The following is a 16,557-nucleotide window of genomic DNA, read 5'->3' as shown; positions in this document are numbered from 1 at the left end:
GCTACCCATTTCTGATCAAATGGATAGCCCTTTCACATCACGCGCTTGCTGCGTATGAAGCCGAAAGTTCTTTACGAATAATTTCTGCACCTGCGCTTAAGGCATTCAGCTTACCACGTGCTACTTCACGTGCTAAAGGAGCCATACCACAGTTGGTAGATGGATAAAGCTTATCTGCATCGACAAACTGGAGTGCTTTACGTAGCGTATTCGCAACTTCTTCAGGCGTTTCAATGGTGTTGGTTGCCACATCAATCGCACCGACCATGACTTTTTTACCGCGAATCAGTTCAATCAGATCCATTGGCACACGTGAGTTTTGACATTCAAGTGAGATGATATCAACTTTAGATTGTTGCAGTTTAGGGAATGCTTCTTCGTATTGACGCCACTCTGAACCCAAGGTCTTTTTCCAATCTGTATTGGCTTTGATACCATAGCCATAACAAATATGAACCGCAGTTTCACATTTCAAACCTTCAAGTGCGCGCTCAAGCGTTGCAACACCCCAATCATTCACTTCATCAAAGAACACATTAAATGCAGGTTCATCGAACTGAATAATATCCACGCCAGCAGCTTCTAACTCACGTGCTTCTTGATTGAGAATTTTGGCAAATTCCCAAGCCAGTTTTTCACGGCTTTTGTAGTGACCATCATACAACGTGTCAATCATGGTCATCGGGCCAGGCAGCGCCCATTTAATCGGTTGCGTGGTTTGGCTGCGTAAAAACTTAGCATCTTCAACAAAAACAGGCTTTTGACGGCTTACTGCACCTACTACTGAGGGTACGCTCGCATCATAACGATTACGGATACGAACCGTTTCGCGTTTCTCAAAATCAACGCCATCCAGATGTTCAATAAAGGTGGTGACAAAATGTTGGCGGGTTTGTTCGCCATCACTGACGATATCAATCCCTGCATGTTGTTGCTCTTGTAATGACAAACGTAAAGCATCTTGTTTTGCTTCAAGTAATGCCTCACCCTCTAATTTCCAAGGTGACCAAAGTTTCTCAGGCTCAGCAAGCCAAGAAGGTTTCGGCAAACTGCCCGCAGTTGATGTTGGTAATAAAATGGCCATTTTAAATCTCTATTTCAATATTCTATTTCAGTTAAATTAAGCAGCGTTGCTTTCTACGGTATAATTCGCAGCCCATTGTTCAAGGATGTCTTGATAAGGCTTAATAAAGTTCTCTTCCGTCCATTTACCTTGCTTAACCGCGAGCTGACCACGTTCAACACGGTCATAGACAATTTGTGTCAAGGAGTAATCTGGATACTCTAGGCTGGCCTGATAGACTTGGGACGCTGATGAATTTGCATTGTAAATTTCAGGGCGATAAATCTTTTGGAAGGTTTCCATGGTGCTAATCGCACTGATCAGTTCAAAATCGGTGTAATCACGCAGTAAATCACCCGCAAAATAGAATGCTAAAGGTGCAGCGCTACCTTTCGGCATAAAGAAGCGAACCTGTAAGCCCATTTTATGGAAATACTCATCGGTACGTGAGTATTCATCTTGTTTATACTCAACACCTAGAACAGGATGCTCATTGGCTGTACGGTGATACTTCTTCGCCGTTGAAACACTCAAACAAATCACAGGCTGTTGATTAAACTCTGCTTTAAACGTCTCTGAGTTCACCAAATATTGATACAGCTTGCCATGTAGATCACCAAAACCTTCAGGTGCATACGACGTCGAATTCTCTTTATTATGTTCTTTCAGCACCACGCTAAAATCGTAGTCACGTACATAAGACGAGAAGCTATTGCCAATCATGCCTTCAATACGCTGATGGGTATGATGATCATTAATCGTGCTTTTCAACATTTCAATAATTGGGAAAGTTTGACCATTCCCCTCAATGTCTAAATTTGCAGAAATAATATCGATTTCAAGCGAATAACGATCACCATTCGGGTTATCTGTTTGTGCTAAGGCATTGAAACGATTATTAATCATACGAAGTGTATTACGTAGATTCTGCTCACGACTTTCACCGCGCGCCAAGTTAGCGAAGTTCGTCGTTAGACGTGTGTTATCTGCTGGTTGATAGTTTTCATCAAAACGAATGCGTTTAATTGAACATGCAAACTCTGTACTCATGGCGATCTGTTACCCTATATTTCTGCGATAAAACTGAATTTCTTTCATGCTCTTTCTAGACTGTCCAATTTTCTTTTTGGATCTTTCTAGCGAATCGTCTTTCCAGCTTTCTCAGCTTTTTTCTGATCGTCAGGCTAAGAAGCAACGATGAATATGATCTATCGTTAAGAGCGTGGTTTAATTTATACCTGAATGATCACATGAATAAAAATGATTTAATCTCACACAAAAGTGAACTAAATTCATGTTTAGAAATTCTGTCGCTTTAACAATGAATTGCGCATAGATAATTTTTTGTGGATGTACGAAAGGAAAGAATGAAAACATCAAGCCCTTGTGCATGAGCTGTGAAAAGTCATGATATTGCTAAATCAACGTCATCAACACGCTACCTCTCTATTTTAATTATCTATTTATATCAGCAACTTAAATTCATGAGCTGATTATTAAAATATTAGATAAAACGGGCAATTCAATGGTTTTGTCCGTGGGAAAATTATGAGCGAAAGCTTGGTTTTGAGTTCGTGCATTCATTAACTTTGACTTCGCTTTCTGACCTTGGCTCTTCCTCACAGAATCAGGAAATTTAATATCTTTCCTATCACCAATCAGAATTAAAAAAACAAACATTCGGTCGTTATATTAAGAACAGCTCACCTATATCAAGTAAAACTAAAGAATCATCTCATGCATTTTTTGCATAACTGAATTAAAAATTGCATTGTCGTTTTTTTTAAAAAAAAGTAACACTTGCCACAGTTAAATCCCCAATCGACGATTTAGCACTCAATATCTAAAGCAATGCCTATATAAATTGATCAACATGGAATGTCATCAATGCCTTGCTATATCAGGCCAAAAGTTGATGAAAAGAAGATTAAAGAAGGAACGATAAGTATGAAGCAGAAGAAATTACTGAAATATATTCTGATTGCCATGATCTCAGGAATACTGATTGGTTGGGCCTTTCATAGCACTTTAACAACTGCACAAACCACAGAACTTGCCGCCTATTTTAAAATTGTGACCGATGTATTCTTAAGATTAATTAAAATGATTATTGCACCCTTAGTGTTTGCAACAATCGTTTCCGGTCTTGTCTCGATGGGAAAATCTTCTTCTTTGGGATCAATTACCTTAAAGGCCATGAGTTGGTTCATTGGTGCATCATTTATTTCACTTTTACTGGGCATGGGCTTAGCCAATTTATTCCAACCTGGCGCTGGGATGAATCTCACCGTCCCTCAAACAGCGGTTGATATCGGTGTCAGTGCGACAAGTCTGAGCTTAGAAAGCTTCATTACGCATATCTTCCCGCGTAGTTTTGCTGAAGCCATGGCCAATAATGAGATATTACAGATTTTGGTTTTTTCAATTTTCTTTGGTTCTGCACTGGCCTATGTTCAACATCAAAGTGAAGTGACCGTCATTGGCAAAATAATTGATGAACTCTGCAAGGTCATGTTCCGAATTACAGATTATGTCATGGCATTTGCCCCTATTGCCGTTTTTGCTGCCATTGCTTCCGCGATTACTATCCAAGGCCCTAAACTGATTATCGATTATAGTATTTTCATTGGACAGTTCTATGTGGGATTACTGGTGCTTTGGACTCTCCTGATTGCATTCGGCTATATCTTCTTGAAAAAAGACATTTTTAGATTGATGCGAATTGTGCGTGAACCCACCATGTTGGCATTTGCCACCGCAAGTAGTGAATCGGCTTATCCAAAAACCATGGAAGCTTTGGATAAATTCGGTGTGCCTAAACGTATTACCAGTTTCGTTCTCCCTTTAGGTTATTCTTTCAACCTCGACGGATCGATGATGTATATGGCATTTGCCGTGTTGTTTATTGCACAAGCCTACAACATTGATTTAAGTTTTTCTCAGCAAGCGCTCATACTCTTTACCCTCATGATTACGAGTAAAGGAATTGCAGGTGTTTCACGGGCATCCATTGTGGTGATTGCCTCAACACTGGCTATGTTCAAGCTTCCTGAAGCCGGTATTCTATTAATTTTAGCGATTGATCAGTTTTTAGATATGGGCCGTACGGCAACCAATGTGATTGGAAATAGTATTGCAACTGCCGTGATTGCACGTACTGAGGGCAATAAAGATGAGCTTACGGAGCAAGAAGGTATCATGGTGAACAACCTTCCTCCCGCAAACCAATTGGCCGATAATAGTTAAAATTATTTATAGAGAAAATAAAAGGTGATTTTTAAATAGTAAGTAAAGTCCTTTATTTACTATTCATAAAATCACCATATTTATTATTAACAATATTTTTCACAATGATTAACTAAAATAATTCATAAAATCCAATTATTTATTTTTCTGAATTAAAATATTCCAAATATAATTAATTCGATTTGAAAATGACATTTCACGCTTAACCAGATAGACATCTTGAAATAAATAATACTGATTACCATCCAGTACTTTTAATTTATTTTCTTGAATTTCTCTTTCAACCAATAATTTGGGCAGCCATGCCACACCCAAACCTTGCAACACCAACTCTTTTAAATCACCAGCATTATCCGTCTCATATAAAGTTCTATAATCCAACTTATTTTCAATCGCTTCATCCACACAGTTTCTTAAATATGCTTGTTTACTATAAGACAACAAAGGAAAAGACTGATCGAGTGAATATTTGGCAGTCCCGTCATGATCTAAGGCCGTCACTGGGAGGATTTCCATTTCAACAATTTTATGAAATTCGAATAAAGAACGATCGAATTGTTCTAATGTCTTTTGATCACAATAACTGATTAAAAAATCACACGAGCCATCTTTTAATAAGCGCATCCCCTGTTTGAAATTTGAGGCAATAATCTCCAATTTTAAGTCCGTCATATCCATCGATAACTCATGAATAAAGCGGGGGAAAAACTGGGTAATGAGCGAGTGTGACACTGCAAACTTGACGGTTAACTCATCATGTTTCACATTCTTTTCTAAATATTTTATTGTTGTAGTGAGTTGATTTTGTATGTTTTTTGCCGAAGCCAGTAAAACTTGGCCTGCTTCTGTGAAATCAATATTTTTACTATATCTTTTCAAAATTTGGAAACCAAGTGAGTTTTCAATATTCTGAATTCTGCGCGTAAAGGCAGACTGCGTGACATGTCGTAGAGCTGCTGCTTGAGATATCGATTTTTCTTGCTCTAACGCAAGTAAATCTTCAATCCATCGAATTTCTAAAGTCATAACTCATTCTTCACTCATCCTTTGATCAATTATAATCTATTATGCAAAAAATGCATGTAGTAATATATTTTTACATTAGAAAAAAAACCGTGTGCACTTTAATATCAGTTTATTCGAGATTAGAGTCTATTTAAATGAACATTAAGATTAACACACGCGTTGAAAAGGATTTATTAGGACAGAAAGAAATTCCTGCTCATTGCTATTATGGCGTACAAACTTTAAGAGCTTTAGAGAACTTTAATTTAAGTCCAAATAAACTAAATCAATTCCCTGTTTTTATTAATGCCCTTGCAATGGTTAAAGCTGCATGCGCAGAAGCCAATTTTAAACTCAATAAACTTGAAGAAAATAAATACAATGCCATTCAGTATGCATGTGAACAAATTATTAATTATAAGTATCATGACCAATTTCCAATTGATATGATTCAAGGTGGTGCGGGAACATCCACCAATATGAATATCAATGAAGTACTGGCTAATATTGGATTAGAACATTTAGATCATTTAAAAGGAGAATATCAATATTTACATCCAAATAATGATATTAATATGTCTCAATCAACCAATGATGTCTATCCAACAGCAATTAAAGTGGGTTTAATTTTTGCAATAGAGCAATTGAATAGCCCGTTTCAAAATTTAATTCAAAGTTTTAAGAATAAATCAGATGAGTTTTCGCATATCTTAAAAATGGGTCGTACCCAATTGCAAGATGCCGTTCCAATGACCTTGGGTCAAGAATTTGGCGCATTTGCAAATACCTTACAAAATGATTTAAACAAGCTCAATGACATCATGCCGTCTGCTTTAAGTGTTGTAAATTTGGGCGGAACGGCAATTGGAACAGGCATCAATACCGAAGTTAAGTATCGTGAATATGCCATCGCAGCATTGTCTGAAATTACGCAAAAGCAGATCAGCAGTTCACCTGATTTAATCGAAGCAACCTCAGATATGGGTGATTTCGTTTTATTATCGAGCTTCTTAAAACGTACCGCGACTAAACTCTCAAAAATTGCCAATGACCTGCGCTTGCTGTCTAGTGGTCCTCGCACAGGTCTGAATGAAATCCATTTAGAACCGCGTCAACCGGGCAGCTCAATTATGCCAGGCAAAGTGAACCCTGTTATTCCAGAAGCAATGAATTTAGTGTGTTTTCAAGTCATTGCAAATGATTTGGCCATTACTTTGGCGGCCGAAGCAGGTCAGTTACAGCTCAATGCGATGGAGCCACTAATTGCTTTTAAATTGTTCGAGTCGATCGATTTGTTGGGTAAAGCTATGCAAATGTTCCAACATAAATGTATTGAAAACATCCGTGCCAATGCTGAACACTGTCAGGCAAATGTAGATAATTCAATCGGCATTATTACTGCACTCAACCCATATTTGGGCTATGAAACAACGACTCGTATTGCAAAACAAGCCAATGAAACTGGTCAAAGTGTATTGGCTTTAATTAAAGCTGAAAACCTATTGTCTGACCAACTTTTGGCTGATGTGCTATCGATCAAAAATATGGTTCATCCTCAGCAATCTTTATCATGATTTATTAGCATTTCGTATTTTTAAAAAGGGATCTCATCAGAGGTCCCTTTTTTATAGAAAGGAAAAGTATGCTATGTCACTCGTATTAGCTGAACATTTTTATTCTATAAAGCTCTTTTTAAAATACAAAATTTGCCTAGTCATAAAAAAGAACTTGATATAAATCAAGTTCTTTTTTACTTCATACAACATTTACTTATTGCACAAGTCAGAACGGAAGATCATCATCCATATCTGCTGGTGCTGCCGCAGGCGCTGACTGAGGTGCCGCCTTTGGTGCAAAACCGCTTGGGTTATTGTTCGCATAACCACTTTGTTGGTTGTTGCTATTACCCGCTGCAGGATTGCCGCCATAACCACCTTGGTTGTTGTTATTGTTATAACCACCACCTTGGTTATTGTTGAAACGTGGTTGTGCATAACCATCATTTCCGCCTTGCATTTGCTCACCTTGCTGACGATTATTGTCGAGCATCTGCATTTGCTCACCACGAATTTCCGTTGTGTAGCGTTCTTGACCATTTTGATCTGTCCACTGACGAGTACGCAGTGAACCCTCAATATAAACTTTCGAACCTTTACGTAAGTATTGTTGCGCAATTTCACCTAGACGGTTGTGTAACACAATACGGTGCCATTCGGTTTGCTCTTTACGCTCACCTGTGCTTTTGTCTGTCCAAGAGTCGCTCGTTGCAATTGAAAACTGTGTCAACGAACCACCGTTTGGAAAAGTTTTCGTCTCTGGATCTCGGCCTAATGTGCCCACTAAAATAACTTTATTTACACCGCGCATCTGATGTTTACTTCCTATCTATTTCTATTATTTACTTTATAAGAGTTATGCTTAAATGGCTACCTCTTTCCCCAACAACTGCGTTAAATCTTGTCGCGTAGCATCATCTATTTGCTGCTTATCGACTTTTACATACGCTACTTGCTGATCAGACATCACCACGACCTCTTCAATACCACGAATCGCTAAAAGCTGTGAAGTCCATTCGTCCGTTTGTTTATGTTCAGGTAAACGCAATACCATCGAAGACAAATAACGTGGTTGTGCCAAGCCAAAACTAATCAATAACCAAACAATCGCCAGTCCAGTCAGGATGCTCCAACCCAAGGCAGTATTGTTTAACAACAACAACTGACCACCTGTGACACCACCAAAGAATGCGCCTAAAAACTGGCTACTAGCATTGACGCCCATCGCAGTCGCTTTGGACTGAATCGGTGCAGCTTTCGATAACCATGACGGCAACAACGCTTCCATGACATTAAAGGCAATAAAGAATAAGCCCAAACCTGTCAGCAAAATATACTTCGACTCAAAGCCAAAAATTAGGATGCCTAAGCCTAAAATAATGCCGCCAATGGCAGTTAAAAAGATGCCTCGCATTTTGCGATATTTTTCAGCCAACACAATACTTGGAAAGGCAAAAAATAGGCTAATCACCAACAACGGTAAATACACCCAGCCATGCGAATTTAGTGGAATTTTTGCAAAATCGATAAGCTGTGATGGGACATAAATAAACATTGCTGTCAGCAATAAATGTAAGCTAAACACCGACACATGCAGACGGTTCAGATCACCCATTTTTAAGACTTGTTTGAGCTGAGCCAAATAACCTTGCTGATAATTACGATGATGGCGGGTGACTTTTGGCACCAAAAACAGCATCGAAATGGCCGCCAAGCCCATGATAGTCGTTACCCAGAATAATCCTGAAATCCCCACTAAACCGGTAAGCCACGGCCCCAAACTAAAAGCGACAGCAAAAGAAACCCCGATACTCATGCCCATGGTTGCCATGGCTTTCATACGGTTTTCTTCACGGGTAACATCCGCCAGTAGTGCCATCACCACTGCAGACACTGCTCCGCCACCTGCAATGGCACGGCCGATAATCACCCCATAAATGGTGTCGGACATCGCGGCAATTGCACCACCTAAAGCAAACAGAAGTAGTCCAAAAACCACCAAAGGCTTACGACTATAACGGTCAGCAATCAAGCTGAAAGGAATCTGTAAAATGGCCTGTGTTAAACCATAAATCCCCACAGCCAAACCGAGCAACGCAGGTGTTGCATATTCATAGGTCTGCCCTGCCACAGAAAATACAGGGATGATCATGAACAAACCCAACATGCGTAAGGCAAAAATACTGCTTAAGGCAAAAGTTGAACGACGTTCTAAAGCATTCATCATAAACGAGGACAGACTGTATTGAATTAATCTTGGATCAAGATTATAGGCTATTCAATCCGACTAGCGGCATGAATTTTATGTTTAATAAAAGCCTTCATGATCTGAAAAACAAAAAGCGCAGCCTGAGCTGCGCTTTTCTTCGGTTTAAAGCAATCTGCTTTAAGCGGCTTGATGTTTTTTGTATTGAATAGATGCAATAACAGCCCAAACAATAAAGGCTACACCAATTAAACCCGTGACAACTTCTGGTACATGTAGACCTGTACCACTTGCCAGCATAATGAATGCTAAAGCACCAATCGCGTAGTGTGCGCCATGCTCAAGGAAGACATAGGCATCCAAGGTGCCTTTTTCGACCAAGTAAATGGTCATCGAACGCACGAAGATCGCACCAATCGCGAGACCCAGCATAATAATTACGACATCTGAAGTAATGGCAAATGCACCAATTACACCGTCAAAACTGAACGATGCATCAAGTACTTCTAGGTATAAGAAACCACCGATACCTGCTTTGACCACGCCTGTAGTTGCGCCATTGGCATCATGCGTAACCGCATTGCCGTCTTCATCAACTTCAGGTTCACCGCCCAACAAATGGCTTAAGACTTGTACACCAATATAAACCACGATGCCCCAAATTCCCGCCATGGTCACCACCAGACGTTTAGCTTCATCGACATTGGCCGCCATCACCAAAAGTGCAATCAGTGCAAGGAAGACCGACATTGCAGGAACATTGGCTAAGTTGGTCAAACGACGTTCTAACCAGCGGAACCAGTGTGTATCTTTCTCTTCATCTAAGAAGAAGTTTAAGAACACGAGTAACAAGAATGCACCACCAAACGCAGCAATTTCAGGGTGATGATCCATCAGACGTTGCGAGTAGGTTTTTGGATCATTCAAAGCCAGTTGTACGACTTCAACAAAGCCCATATCTGCAGTTACAGCCACAATTGCGACAGGGAAGATTAAACGCATACCAAATACAGCGACTAAAATACCCACAGTCAGGAACAAGGTTTTCCAGAAATGATCCCAACCACGTAACACGGATGCATTGACTACGGCATTATCGAAAGATAGTGAGACTTCCATCACCGCTAAAATTGCAGTAATGGTCAAAGCAGTAAACATGGTCTTTAAACCCGCTTCTGGTCCATGGGTAAAACCCCAGTACGCAGACAACGCAAGACACACGATCGTAAAAATGATAGAGAAACCAAAATGTTTCATCATGACAGATCGACCTATAAAAAATTTGGAGATGAACGAAAACTAAAAAACAGGTTGAGTTTTATGGCCGCAATTATGACGCTTTTTGAGTCTGAAACCAAAACATCTTCGTTAATTTTTACTTATCTCACCGATGTACGGAGATGGATTGTTGTTCCGAGCAAACTGTTGTTATAGTCTTGCCCATATTTTGGCTTCCCTCAGGATCTAATCATGGCTTTTTCTCAAGACGTTTGGCAACGTAATGTCGACTTATATCAAAAAACACTGGCCTTGCCTTTTAACCAAGAATTGGCCTCAGGCACACTTAATAAAGAAGCGTTTTGTCATTATGTGATTCAAGATGCACACTACTTGGTGGCTTATGGTCGTGCTTTAGCGGTGTGTGGTGCCAAAGCTTATGAGGCCGATGACATTATTCAGTTTAGCCAAGGGGCTAAAGAAGCGATTGTGGTGGAACGCAGTTTGCATGATGGCTTTATGAAAAATTTTGATATTTCAAAACAACAGTTTGAAGAAACACCTCTGACTTTGGCATGTCACCATTACACTTCATTTCTAACGGCAACAGCATGGTCTGAAAGCTACCCTGTGGTGTTAGCAGCGCTCTTACCTTGTTTTTGGATTTATGCTGAAGTCGGTAAAGACATTGTGGGTAACTCTATCGCCAACAATCCATACCAAGCCTGGATCGATACTTACGCAGGTGAAGAGTTCAACCAAGCGGTGCGTAATGTAATTGCAACCATCGATAAAGTGGCTGCGCGTTGCGATGCAGACACCATTGAGAAAATGCATAAAGCCTACCGTAAAGGGGCTGAACTCGAATGGTTGTTCTGGGACAGCGCTTATAAACAGCAACAATGGCTCGGTTTAGATCACGCTTAAAAGCGTACATGATCCAAAAAGCCCTGAACCCTTCAGGGCTTTTTATTAACCGAATATCGTATTTTTTCAGATGGCGCGATTGCTATTTTAAGCATTTAAAACTAAACTTTAATAATGATAATAATTATCATTTGCATAATTAACTTTCGAGGGCCGTTCTCATGCATCCTGATACTCTAGGTACTGAAGCCATTCGTGCATTTTTTACCGTACAATGCTGCTGGCTAAATAACGAAGAAATATACCTTGAAAAAGGCTGTTTACACTGCGGTTCTGCCGCGACCTACCTCATTTATTATACCAATCCACATATTCAAAAATTGATGTTGGCTTTTATTAAAAAATATCATTGTGTTTTAAGTCGAGAACAAGACTTACTCGACCTGCCAGACTTTGAAGATGACTACAACGCCTTCTTACAAACTCTTGAGCATGAAGTCAATTTCTATGCCCGTCTCCATCATGACATTATCCGTCCCTTTGCTTTTGAGACGCTCGATTCAATCTTTGAACGTCGTTATGCGCTAGCATGCTAAATACTGCAACCATGACAATACTCTATCCCTGAAGGCGTACGGCAAACAAAAAATAGTACAGCCATGATTCAACTTTTGCACTACGCCGAATGGGAGATCCACTCTTTTTTACGCAACTTATAAATACCTTCCAGTTTTCAGCCACAGCCAATGTCGATACGTTGAGACTTGTTTCAACACTGAAATCTAGCTACAGTCTAGCAGCATCACTTTTCTTTTGGCCGACATGATTTGTCGCTATAAAATCATGTTTAACACTTGAATAAAGCATAAGTCGTTATCATATACCTCCTTCATCTGCACAATTTCGAGATAGTTTTATGAGCCAAAGTCATATCCGTATTCGAGGCGCACGTACCCATAACTTAAAAAATGTGAACCTTGATATTCCCCGCGACAAATTCGTGGTGATCACGGGACTTTCTGGTTCAGGTAAGTCATCGCTTGCATTTGATACGCTGTACGCCGAAGGCCAGCGTCGTTATGTCGAATCACTCTCGGCCTATGCGCGCCAGTTCCTATCACAAATGGAAAAACCTGAAGTTGATTCAATTGAAGGCTTAAGCCCAGCGATTGCAATTGAACAGAAATCGACCAGCCATAACCCACGTTCTACGGTGGGAACCATTACCGAAATTTATGACTATTTACGTCTACTCTACGCACGTGTCGGCACGCCATTTTGCCCAGAGCATGATTTGCCGATGGTCGCACAGACCGTATCGGAAATGGTAGATGCAGTAAAAGGATTGGATGAAGGGACAGCACTGATGCTGCTTGCACCAGTGGTACGTGAACGTAAAGGCGAATATTCCAACCTGTTTGAACAATTACAAAGTCAAGGTTTTGTACGGGCGCGCGTCGATGGTGAGATTGTTGATCTAGACCCAATTCCAGAACTCGATAAAAAGAAAAAACACACCATTGAAGTGGTGGTGGATCGTTTTAAAGTCCGTGATGACCTCGGCAATCGTATTGCAGAATCTTTTGAAACTGCTCTACGTTTGGGCGGTGATATTGCCATTCTCTCGTGGATGAACGGTGAACACCCAGATCGGGTTTTTTCGGCTAAACACTCATGTCCTGAATGTGACCGCGCCGTTGCAGAACTTGAGCCACGTTTATTTTCATTTAACAATCCCTTTGGTGCCTGTCCAACCTGTGATGGTTTAGGGACCCGTAGCCATTTTAGTGCTGAAAAACTCATTCCAAGCCCTGAGGTTTCCATTAGCCAAGGTGCAATTCGTGGTTGGGACAGACAACGTCCGTACTACTACAGCATGATTGAGAAAGTAGCAGCGCATTTTGGTTTTTCTTTGGATACCCCGTGGAATGAACTGGATGCCGATACCAAAAAGAAATTTCTCTACGGCACAGGCAAAGAAAAAGTTGATTTAAGTTATATCGATGAACGTGGTCGCAAACATAATCGTGTGCAACCTTTTGAAGGAATTTTGCCGCATTTAGAACGTCGTTACCGCGAAACTGAGAGTAACTATGTTCGTGATGATTTGGCACAGTATTTATCCAATGCGGCATGTGATGCCTGCGGTGGATCACGTCTAAATGAAATTTCACGCCATGTTCGAGTGAAAGACAAAACTATTGCTCAAATTACCAAAATGTCGATTGGTGATGCTGAAAGCTATTATCAAGACTTAAACCTCAGCGGTGCAAAAGGTGAAATTGCCGATAAGATTTTTAAAGAAATCCGTGAGCGCTTACATTTCTTAGTCTCAGTGGGTTTGAATTATTTAAGTCTATCTCGTTCAGCAGAAACCTTGTCTGGTGGTGAAGCGCAACGTATTCGTTTAGCTTCGCAAATCGGTGCAGGTTTGATGGGTGTAATGTATGTCCTCGATGAACCATCCATTGGTCTGCATCAGCGTGATAATGACCGCTTGCTTGAAACTTTAGTCCGCCTAAGGGACTTAGGCAACACAGTATTAGTAGTTGAGCATGATGAAGATGCGATTCGTGCAGCAGATCATATTATCGATATTGGTCCTGGTGCTGGTATTCATGGTGGTCATGTGATTGCTGAAGGAACTTATGATGAAATCCTTGCCAATAATGAATCACTTACAGGTCAGTATTTATCAGGTAAATTGAAAATTGAAGTGCCGAAAAAGCGCACTGAACCGCCAAAGCCTGAAGAACAAATTAAATTGATGGGTGCTGCGGGTCATAACCTACAAAATGTGGATTTAACCATTCCTTTGGGTGTGATGACCTGTGTGACGGGTGTGTCTGGTTCAGGTAAATCTACGCTGATTAACCGTACTTTATTGCCTTTGGCAGCAACACAGCTGAATGGTGCGACCACTTTAACCGCTGAAAAGTTTGATTCAATTGATGGTCTGCAATTCCTTGATAAAGTGGTTGATATTGACCAAAGCCCGATTGGTCGTACACCTCGTTCTAACCCTGCAACCTATACGGGTTTGTTTACCCCGATTCGTGAATTATTTGCACAAACACCTGAAGCCAAAGCACGTGGTTATGCTGCGGGACGTTTCTCTTTTAACGTGAAAGGTGGTCGTTGTGAAGCCTGTGAAGGTGACGGTATGATCAAAGTGGCAATGCACTTTTTACCTGATATGTATGTGCCTTGTGATAATTGTCATGGTGAACGTTATAACCGTGAAACTTTAGAAGTGGGTTATAAAGGTAAGAATATTTCCGATGTTCTCAATATGACTGTTGAAGATGCCATGCATTTCTTTGATGCTATTCCAGTGATTCATCGCCGTTTGGAAACACTGAATCAAGTCGGTTTGGGCTATATTCGTTTAGGTCAGTCAGCAACGACACTGTCAGGTGGTGAAGCGCAGCGTGTGAAATTGGCACGTGAATTGGCAAAACGTGATACAGGTAAAACGCTGTATATTTTGGATGAACCAACTACTGGTCTACATTTCCATGACATTGCTAAACTGTTAGATATCCTTCATGAGCTACGCAATAAGGGCAATACCATTGTGGTGATTGAGCATAATTTGGATGTGATCAAAACTGCTGACTGGGTGATTGATTTGGGCCCTGAAGGTGGTGCAGGTGGCGGGATGATTATTGCAGAAGGTACACCTGAGCATGTAGTGAAATCTAAAGTTTCACATACAGCGAAGTTTTTGAAGCCGTTGTTGAAGTAACCTAGCCATGGGAAACCAACCGTTTAAATTGGTTTCCCATAGGTCCTCGACCTTCAGCCCCCTCAGATTTTATTAAAATTATTGGTGGAGGCTCCAGGAGTTGCCTGAAAAAACTGTAGAGCCAATTTAGCATAAGGAACAAAAAAATGACAACTTTAATTTGTTGGGCAGGTGCAGATTCTCGTAATATTGCTTCTTTATATATTGCCTCTGATAGTCGCATTTCATGGGCTACACCTGAAATTGCATATGACTGTGGGCAAAAACTATTTTTTAGTCAAAAACATCTTCATGCTTTTGGCTTTAGTGGTGATGTTACTTGTGCATCACAACTTTTGCATTCTTTGATCTTACAAATAGATAATGATTACCTTAAAGAAAGTATCTCGAATAAAGACAATGTGGAAAAAATTCAACAACATTTACAAAAATGCTTTCTCGAATATCCTGTTCAATTGAAGAGTAAAATTAAAAAATCTTTGAACATTGTACATATTAGCCGAATAAATAATGGAACACGTGTCACTGATATTGATTTTTATGTAAATATTTTTAAATTTTCTTCTAATGATAGATGTATTGTAGATATTAAAGACTTATCACCAAAATCACAACTTTTGCATGCAAGTGGTACAGGAAGTATTGCCTTCTCTGATTTAGACTATCAATGGAGTAAATTCGATCCAGAAAACTTGAGAACTTCTAGAAGCTTTTTCAGTGCATTTTGTTCATCATTAAATGAAAAAAGAGATCCTTTTTCTGGGGGATCACCTCAATTACTTGGTTTATACCGGCAGGGTCCAGTTCAAAATTTTGGAATAATTTGGAATAATAAAAAATATTTAGGTGGAGTAGAAGTAGAAAGTTTGGATAATTTAGAATGGCGTAATGAAACATTTGAAAGATGTGATCCTAAAACAAAAGCAGTATTAAATAATGCACAAAAACAACCTAACTTATTGGCTATCAAAAAAACTAAATAACAGTATCTAATCTCATTTTTAACATTATGCTCGAAGTAGTTTTTGCAAACGGCTTCTTTTTTCTTGAATATTCATAATTATCTCGTAAAAACTTATACTTACTCTTTAGAAAAACTATTTTCCATAAAAGCCCAAATAGGCAATCCAATAAAAGCTATTCAAAACCCCTAATCCCCTCTGCCAACTTCGCCAACTCTCTATCATCCGCTCGCTGAAAATCATGTGAAGAAATATAACCTTCGTATTGGTCAAAATATTTATCAACATTCGAGTTCACAGCTTGCCAGTTTTCATGCACTTGTTTAGTACCATGCATTGGAAATAACTTAGCGTGAACATGATCCACACCAAAACCTTCAAATACCATTGCGGTACGCCCAACGTCTTCAAAAAAGCCATCTAACTTTTTCGCAACTTGCTTGGTATATAGCATCAATTCAGTTAAAACATCATCATCTAAATCAAATGCATAACTTGAATAATGCTTTTTGGGGATAACCACTGTTGTACCCAAAGTATTGGGAAATATCGTGAGAAATGCCATAAATTCATCATTACTATCAATAATATGGCAAGGTATTTCATTTCGTGTCATCTGACAAAAAATACAGTCTGTTCTCATTTCCCCCTCATTTATTCTTTTGTACTGTTATTTAATTTACTTC

The 16,557-nt window shown here is 39.7% G+C and carries 13 protein-coding genes; 6 read left to right on the top strand and 7 right to left on the bottom strand.

The window, feature by feature from the left end; all coding sequences use genetic code 11:
* Nucleotides 1-37 precede the first annotated feature (37 nt).
* Together WH214_RS02440 and WH214_RS02435 are read right to left on the bottom strand one after the other, a co-directional pair.
* Nucleotides 38-1,084, bottom strand: a complete 1,047-nt coding sequence (locus WH214_RS02440; RefSeq protein WP_339422043.1) for a methionine synthase — start codon at nucleotides 1,082-1,084, stop codon at nucleotides 38-40.
* A gap of 36 nt (nucleotides 1,085-1,120) precedes the next feature.
* Nucleotides 1,121-2,113, bottom strand: coding sequence for a DUF1852 domain-containing protein (locus WH214_RS02435; RefSeq protein WP_339422042.1), 993 nt, complete (start codon nucleotides 2,111-2,113; stop codon nucleotides 1,121-1,123).
* An 897-nt stretch (nucleotides 2,114-3,010) separates the two neighbouring features.
* Here WH214_RS02435 and WH214_RS02430 point away from each other — a divergent pair.
* The gene (locus WH214_RS02430; protein ID WP_339422041.1) at nucleotides 3,011-4,309 is read left to right on the top strand and encodes a dicarboxylate/amino acid:cation symporter; all 1,299 of its coding nucleotides are present in this window, start codon (nucleotides 3,011-3,013) and stop codon (nucleotides 4,307-4,309) included.
* 135 nt (nucleotides 4,310-4,444) lie between these two features.
* Here WH214_RS02430 and WH214_RS02425 read toward each other — a convergent pair whose 3' ends face one another.
* Nucleotides 4,445-5,335 (bottom strand): LysR substrate-binding domain-containing protein, encoded by an 891-nt coding sequence (locus WH214_RS02425; RefSeq protein ID WP_130235116.1) that lies wholly within the window; start codon nucleotides 5,333-5,335, stop codon nucleotides 4,445-4,447.
* Nucleotides 5,336-5,469: 134 nt separating this feature from the next.
* Between WH214_RS02425 and WH214_RS02420 the strand changes: the two genes are divergently transcribed.
* A complete protein-coding gene (locus tag WH214_RS02420) occupies nucleotides 5,470-6,888 on the top strand; it encodes an aspartate ammonia-lyase (RefSeq protein ID WP_339422040.1) in 1,419 nt (472 codons plus the stop codon).
* A 208-nt stretch (nucleotides 6,889-7,096) separates the two neighbouring features.
* Here WH214_RS02420 and ssb read toward each other — a convergent pair whose 3' ends face one another.
* From ssb to WH214_RS02405, 3 genes are all read right to left on the bottom strand, one after another.
* On the bottom strand, nucleotides 7,097-7,681 hold the full coding sequence (gene ssb, locus WH214_RS02415; RefSeq protein WP_004691666.1) for a single-stranded DNA-binding protein: 585 nt from the start codon (nucleotides 7,679-7,681) through the stop codon (nucleotides 7,097-7,099).
* Between the two features lie 51 nt (nucleotides 7,682-7,732).
* Nucleotides 7,733-9,097 (bottom strand): MFS transporter, encoded by a 1,365-nt coding sequence (locus WH214_RS02410; RefSeq protein WP_004978200.1) that lies wholly within the window; start codon nucleotides 9,095-9,097, stop codon nucleotides 7,733-7,735.
* 159 nt (nucleotides 9,098-9,256) lie between these two features.
* A complete protein-coding gene (locus WH214_RS02405; protein WP_058870674.1) occupies nucleotides 9,257-10,336 on the bottom strand; it encodes a DUF475 domain-containing protein in 1,080 nt (359 codons plus the stop codon).
* Between the two features lie 210 nt (nucleotides 10,337-10,546).
* Here WH214_RS02405 and tenA point away from each other — a divergent pair, with 210 nt between their 5' ends.
* The 4 genes from tenA (at nucleotide 10,547) to WH214_RS02385 (ending at nucleotide 15,892) form a co-directional block, all read left to right on the top strand.
* A complete protein-coding gene (tenA, locus tag WH214_RS02400; RefSeq protein ID WP_004691671.1) occupies nucleotides 10,547-11,221 on the top strand; it encodes a thiaminase II in 675 nt (224 codons plus the stop codon).
* Nucleotides 11,222-11,382: 161 nt separating this feature from the next.
* On the top strand, nucleotides 11,383-11,757 hold the full coding sequence (locus WH214_RS02395; RefSeq protein ID WP_339422039.1) for a hypothetical protein: 375 nt from the start codon (nucleotides 11,383-11,385) through the stop codon (nucleotides 11,755-11,757).
* A 320-nt stretch (nucleotides 11,758-12,077) separates the two neighbouring features.
* Entirely contained in the window at nucleotides 12,078-14,909 is a 2,832-nt protein-coding gene (uvrA, locus tag WH214_RS02390) for an excinuclease ABC subunit UvrA (protein ID WP_339422038.1), read from the top strand.
* 146 nt (nucleotides 14,910-15,055) lie between these two features.
* On the top strand, nucleotides 15,056-15,892 hold the full coding sequence (locus WH214_RS02385) for a hypothetical protein (RefSeq protein ID WP_339422037.1): 837 nt from the start codon (nucleotides 15,056-15,058) through the stop codon (nucleotides 15,890-15,892).
* Between the two features lie 154 nt (nucleotides 15,893-16,046).
* On the opposite strand, the gene WH214_RS02380 is transcribed toward WH214_RS02385, so the two are convergent.
* Nucleotides 16,047-16,514, bottom strand: coding sequence for an HIT family protein (locus WH214_RS02380; protein ID WP_339422036.1), 468 nt, complete (start codon nucleotides 16,512-16,514; stop codon nucleotides 16,047-16,049).
* Nucleotides 16,515-16,557 lie beyond the last annotated feature (43 nt).

Source organism: Acinetobacter sp. MYb191 (assembly GCF_037572605.1).
Lineage (GTDB): Bacteria > Pseudomonadota > Gammaproteobacteria > Pseudomonadales > Moraxellaceae > Acinetobacter > Acinetobacter johnsonii.
The sequence above is the reverse complement of the archived record's forward strand: the minus strand, read 5'-3'. Positions and strand labels throughout refer to the sequence as shown.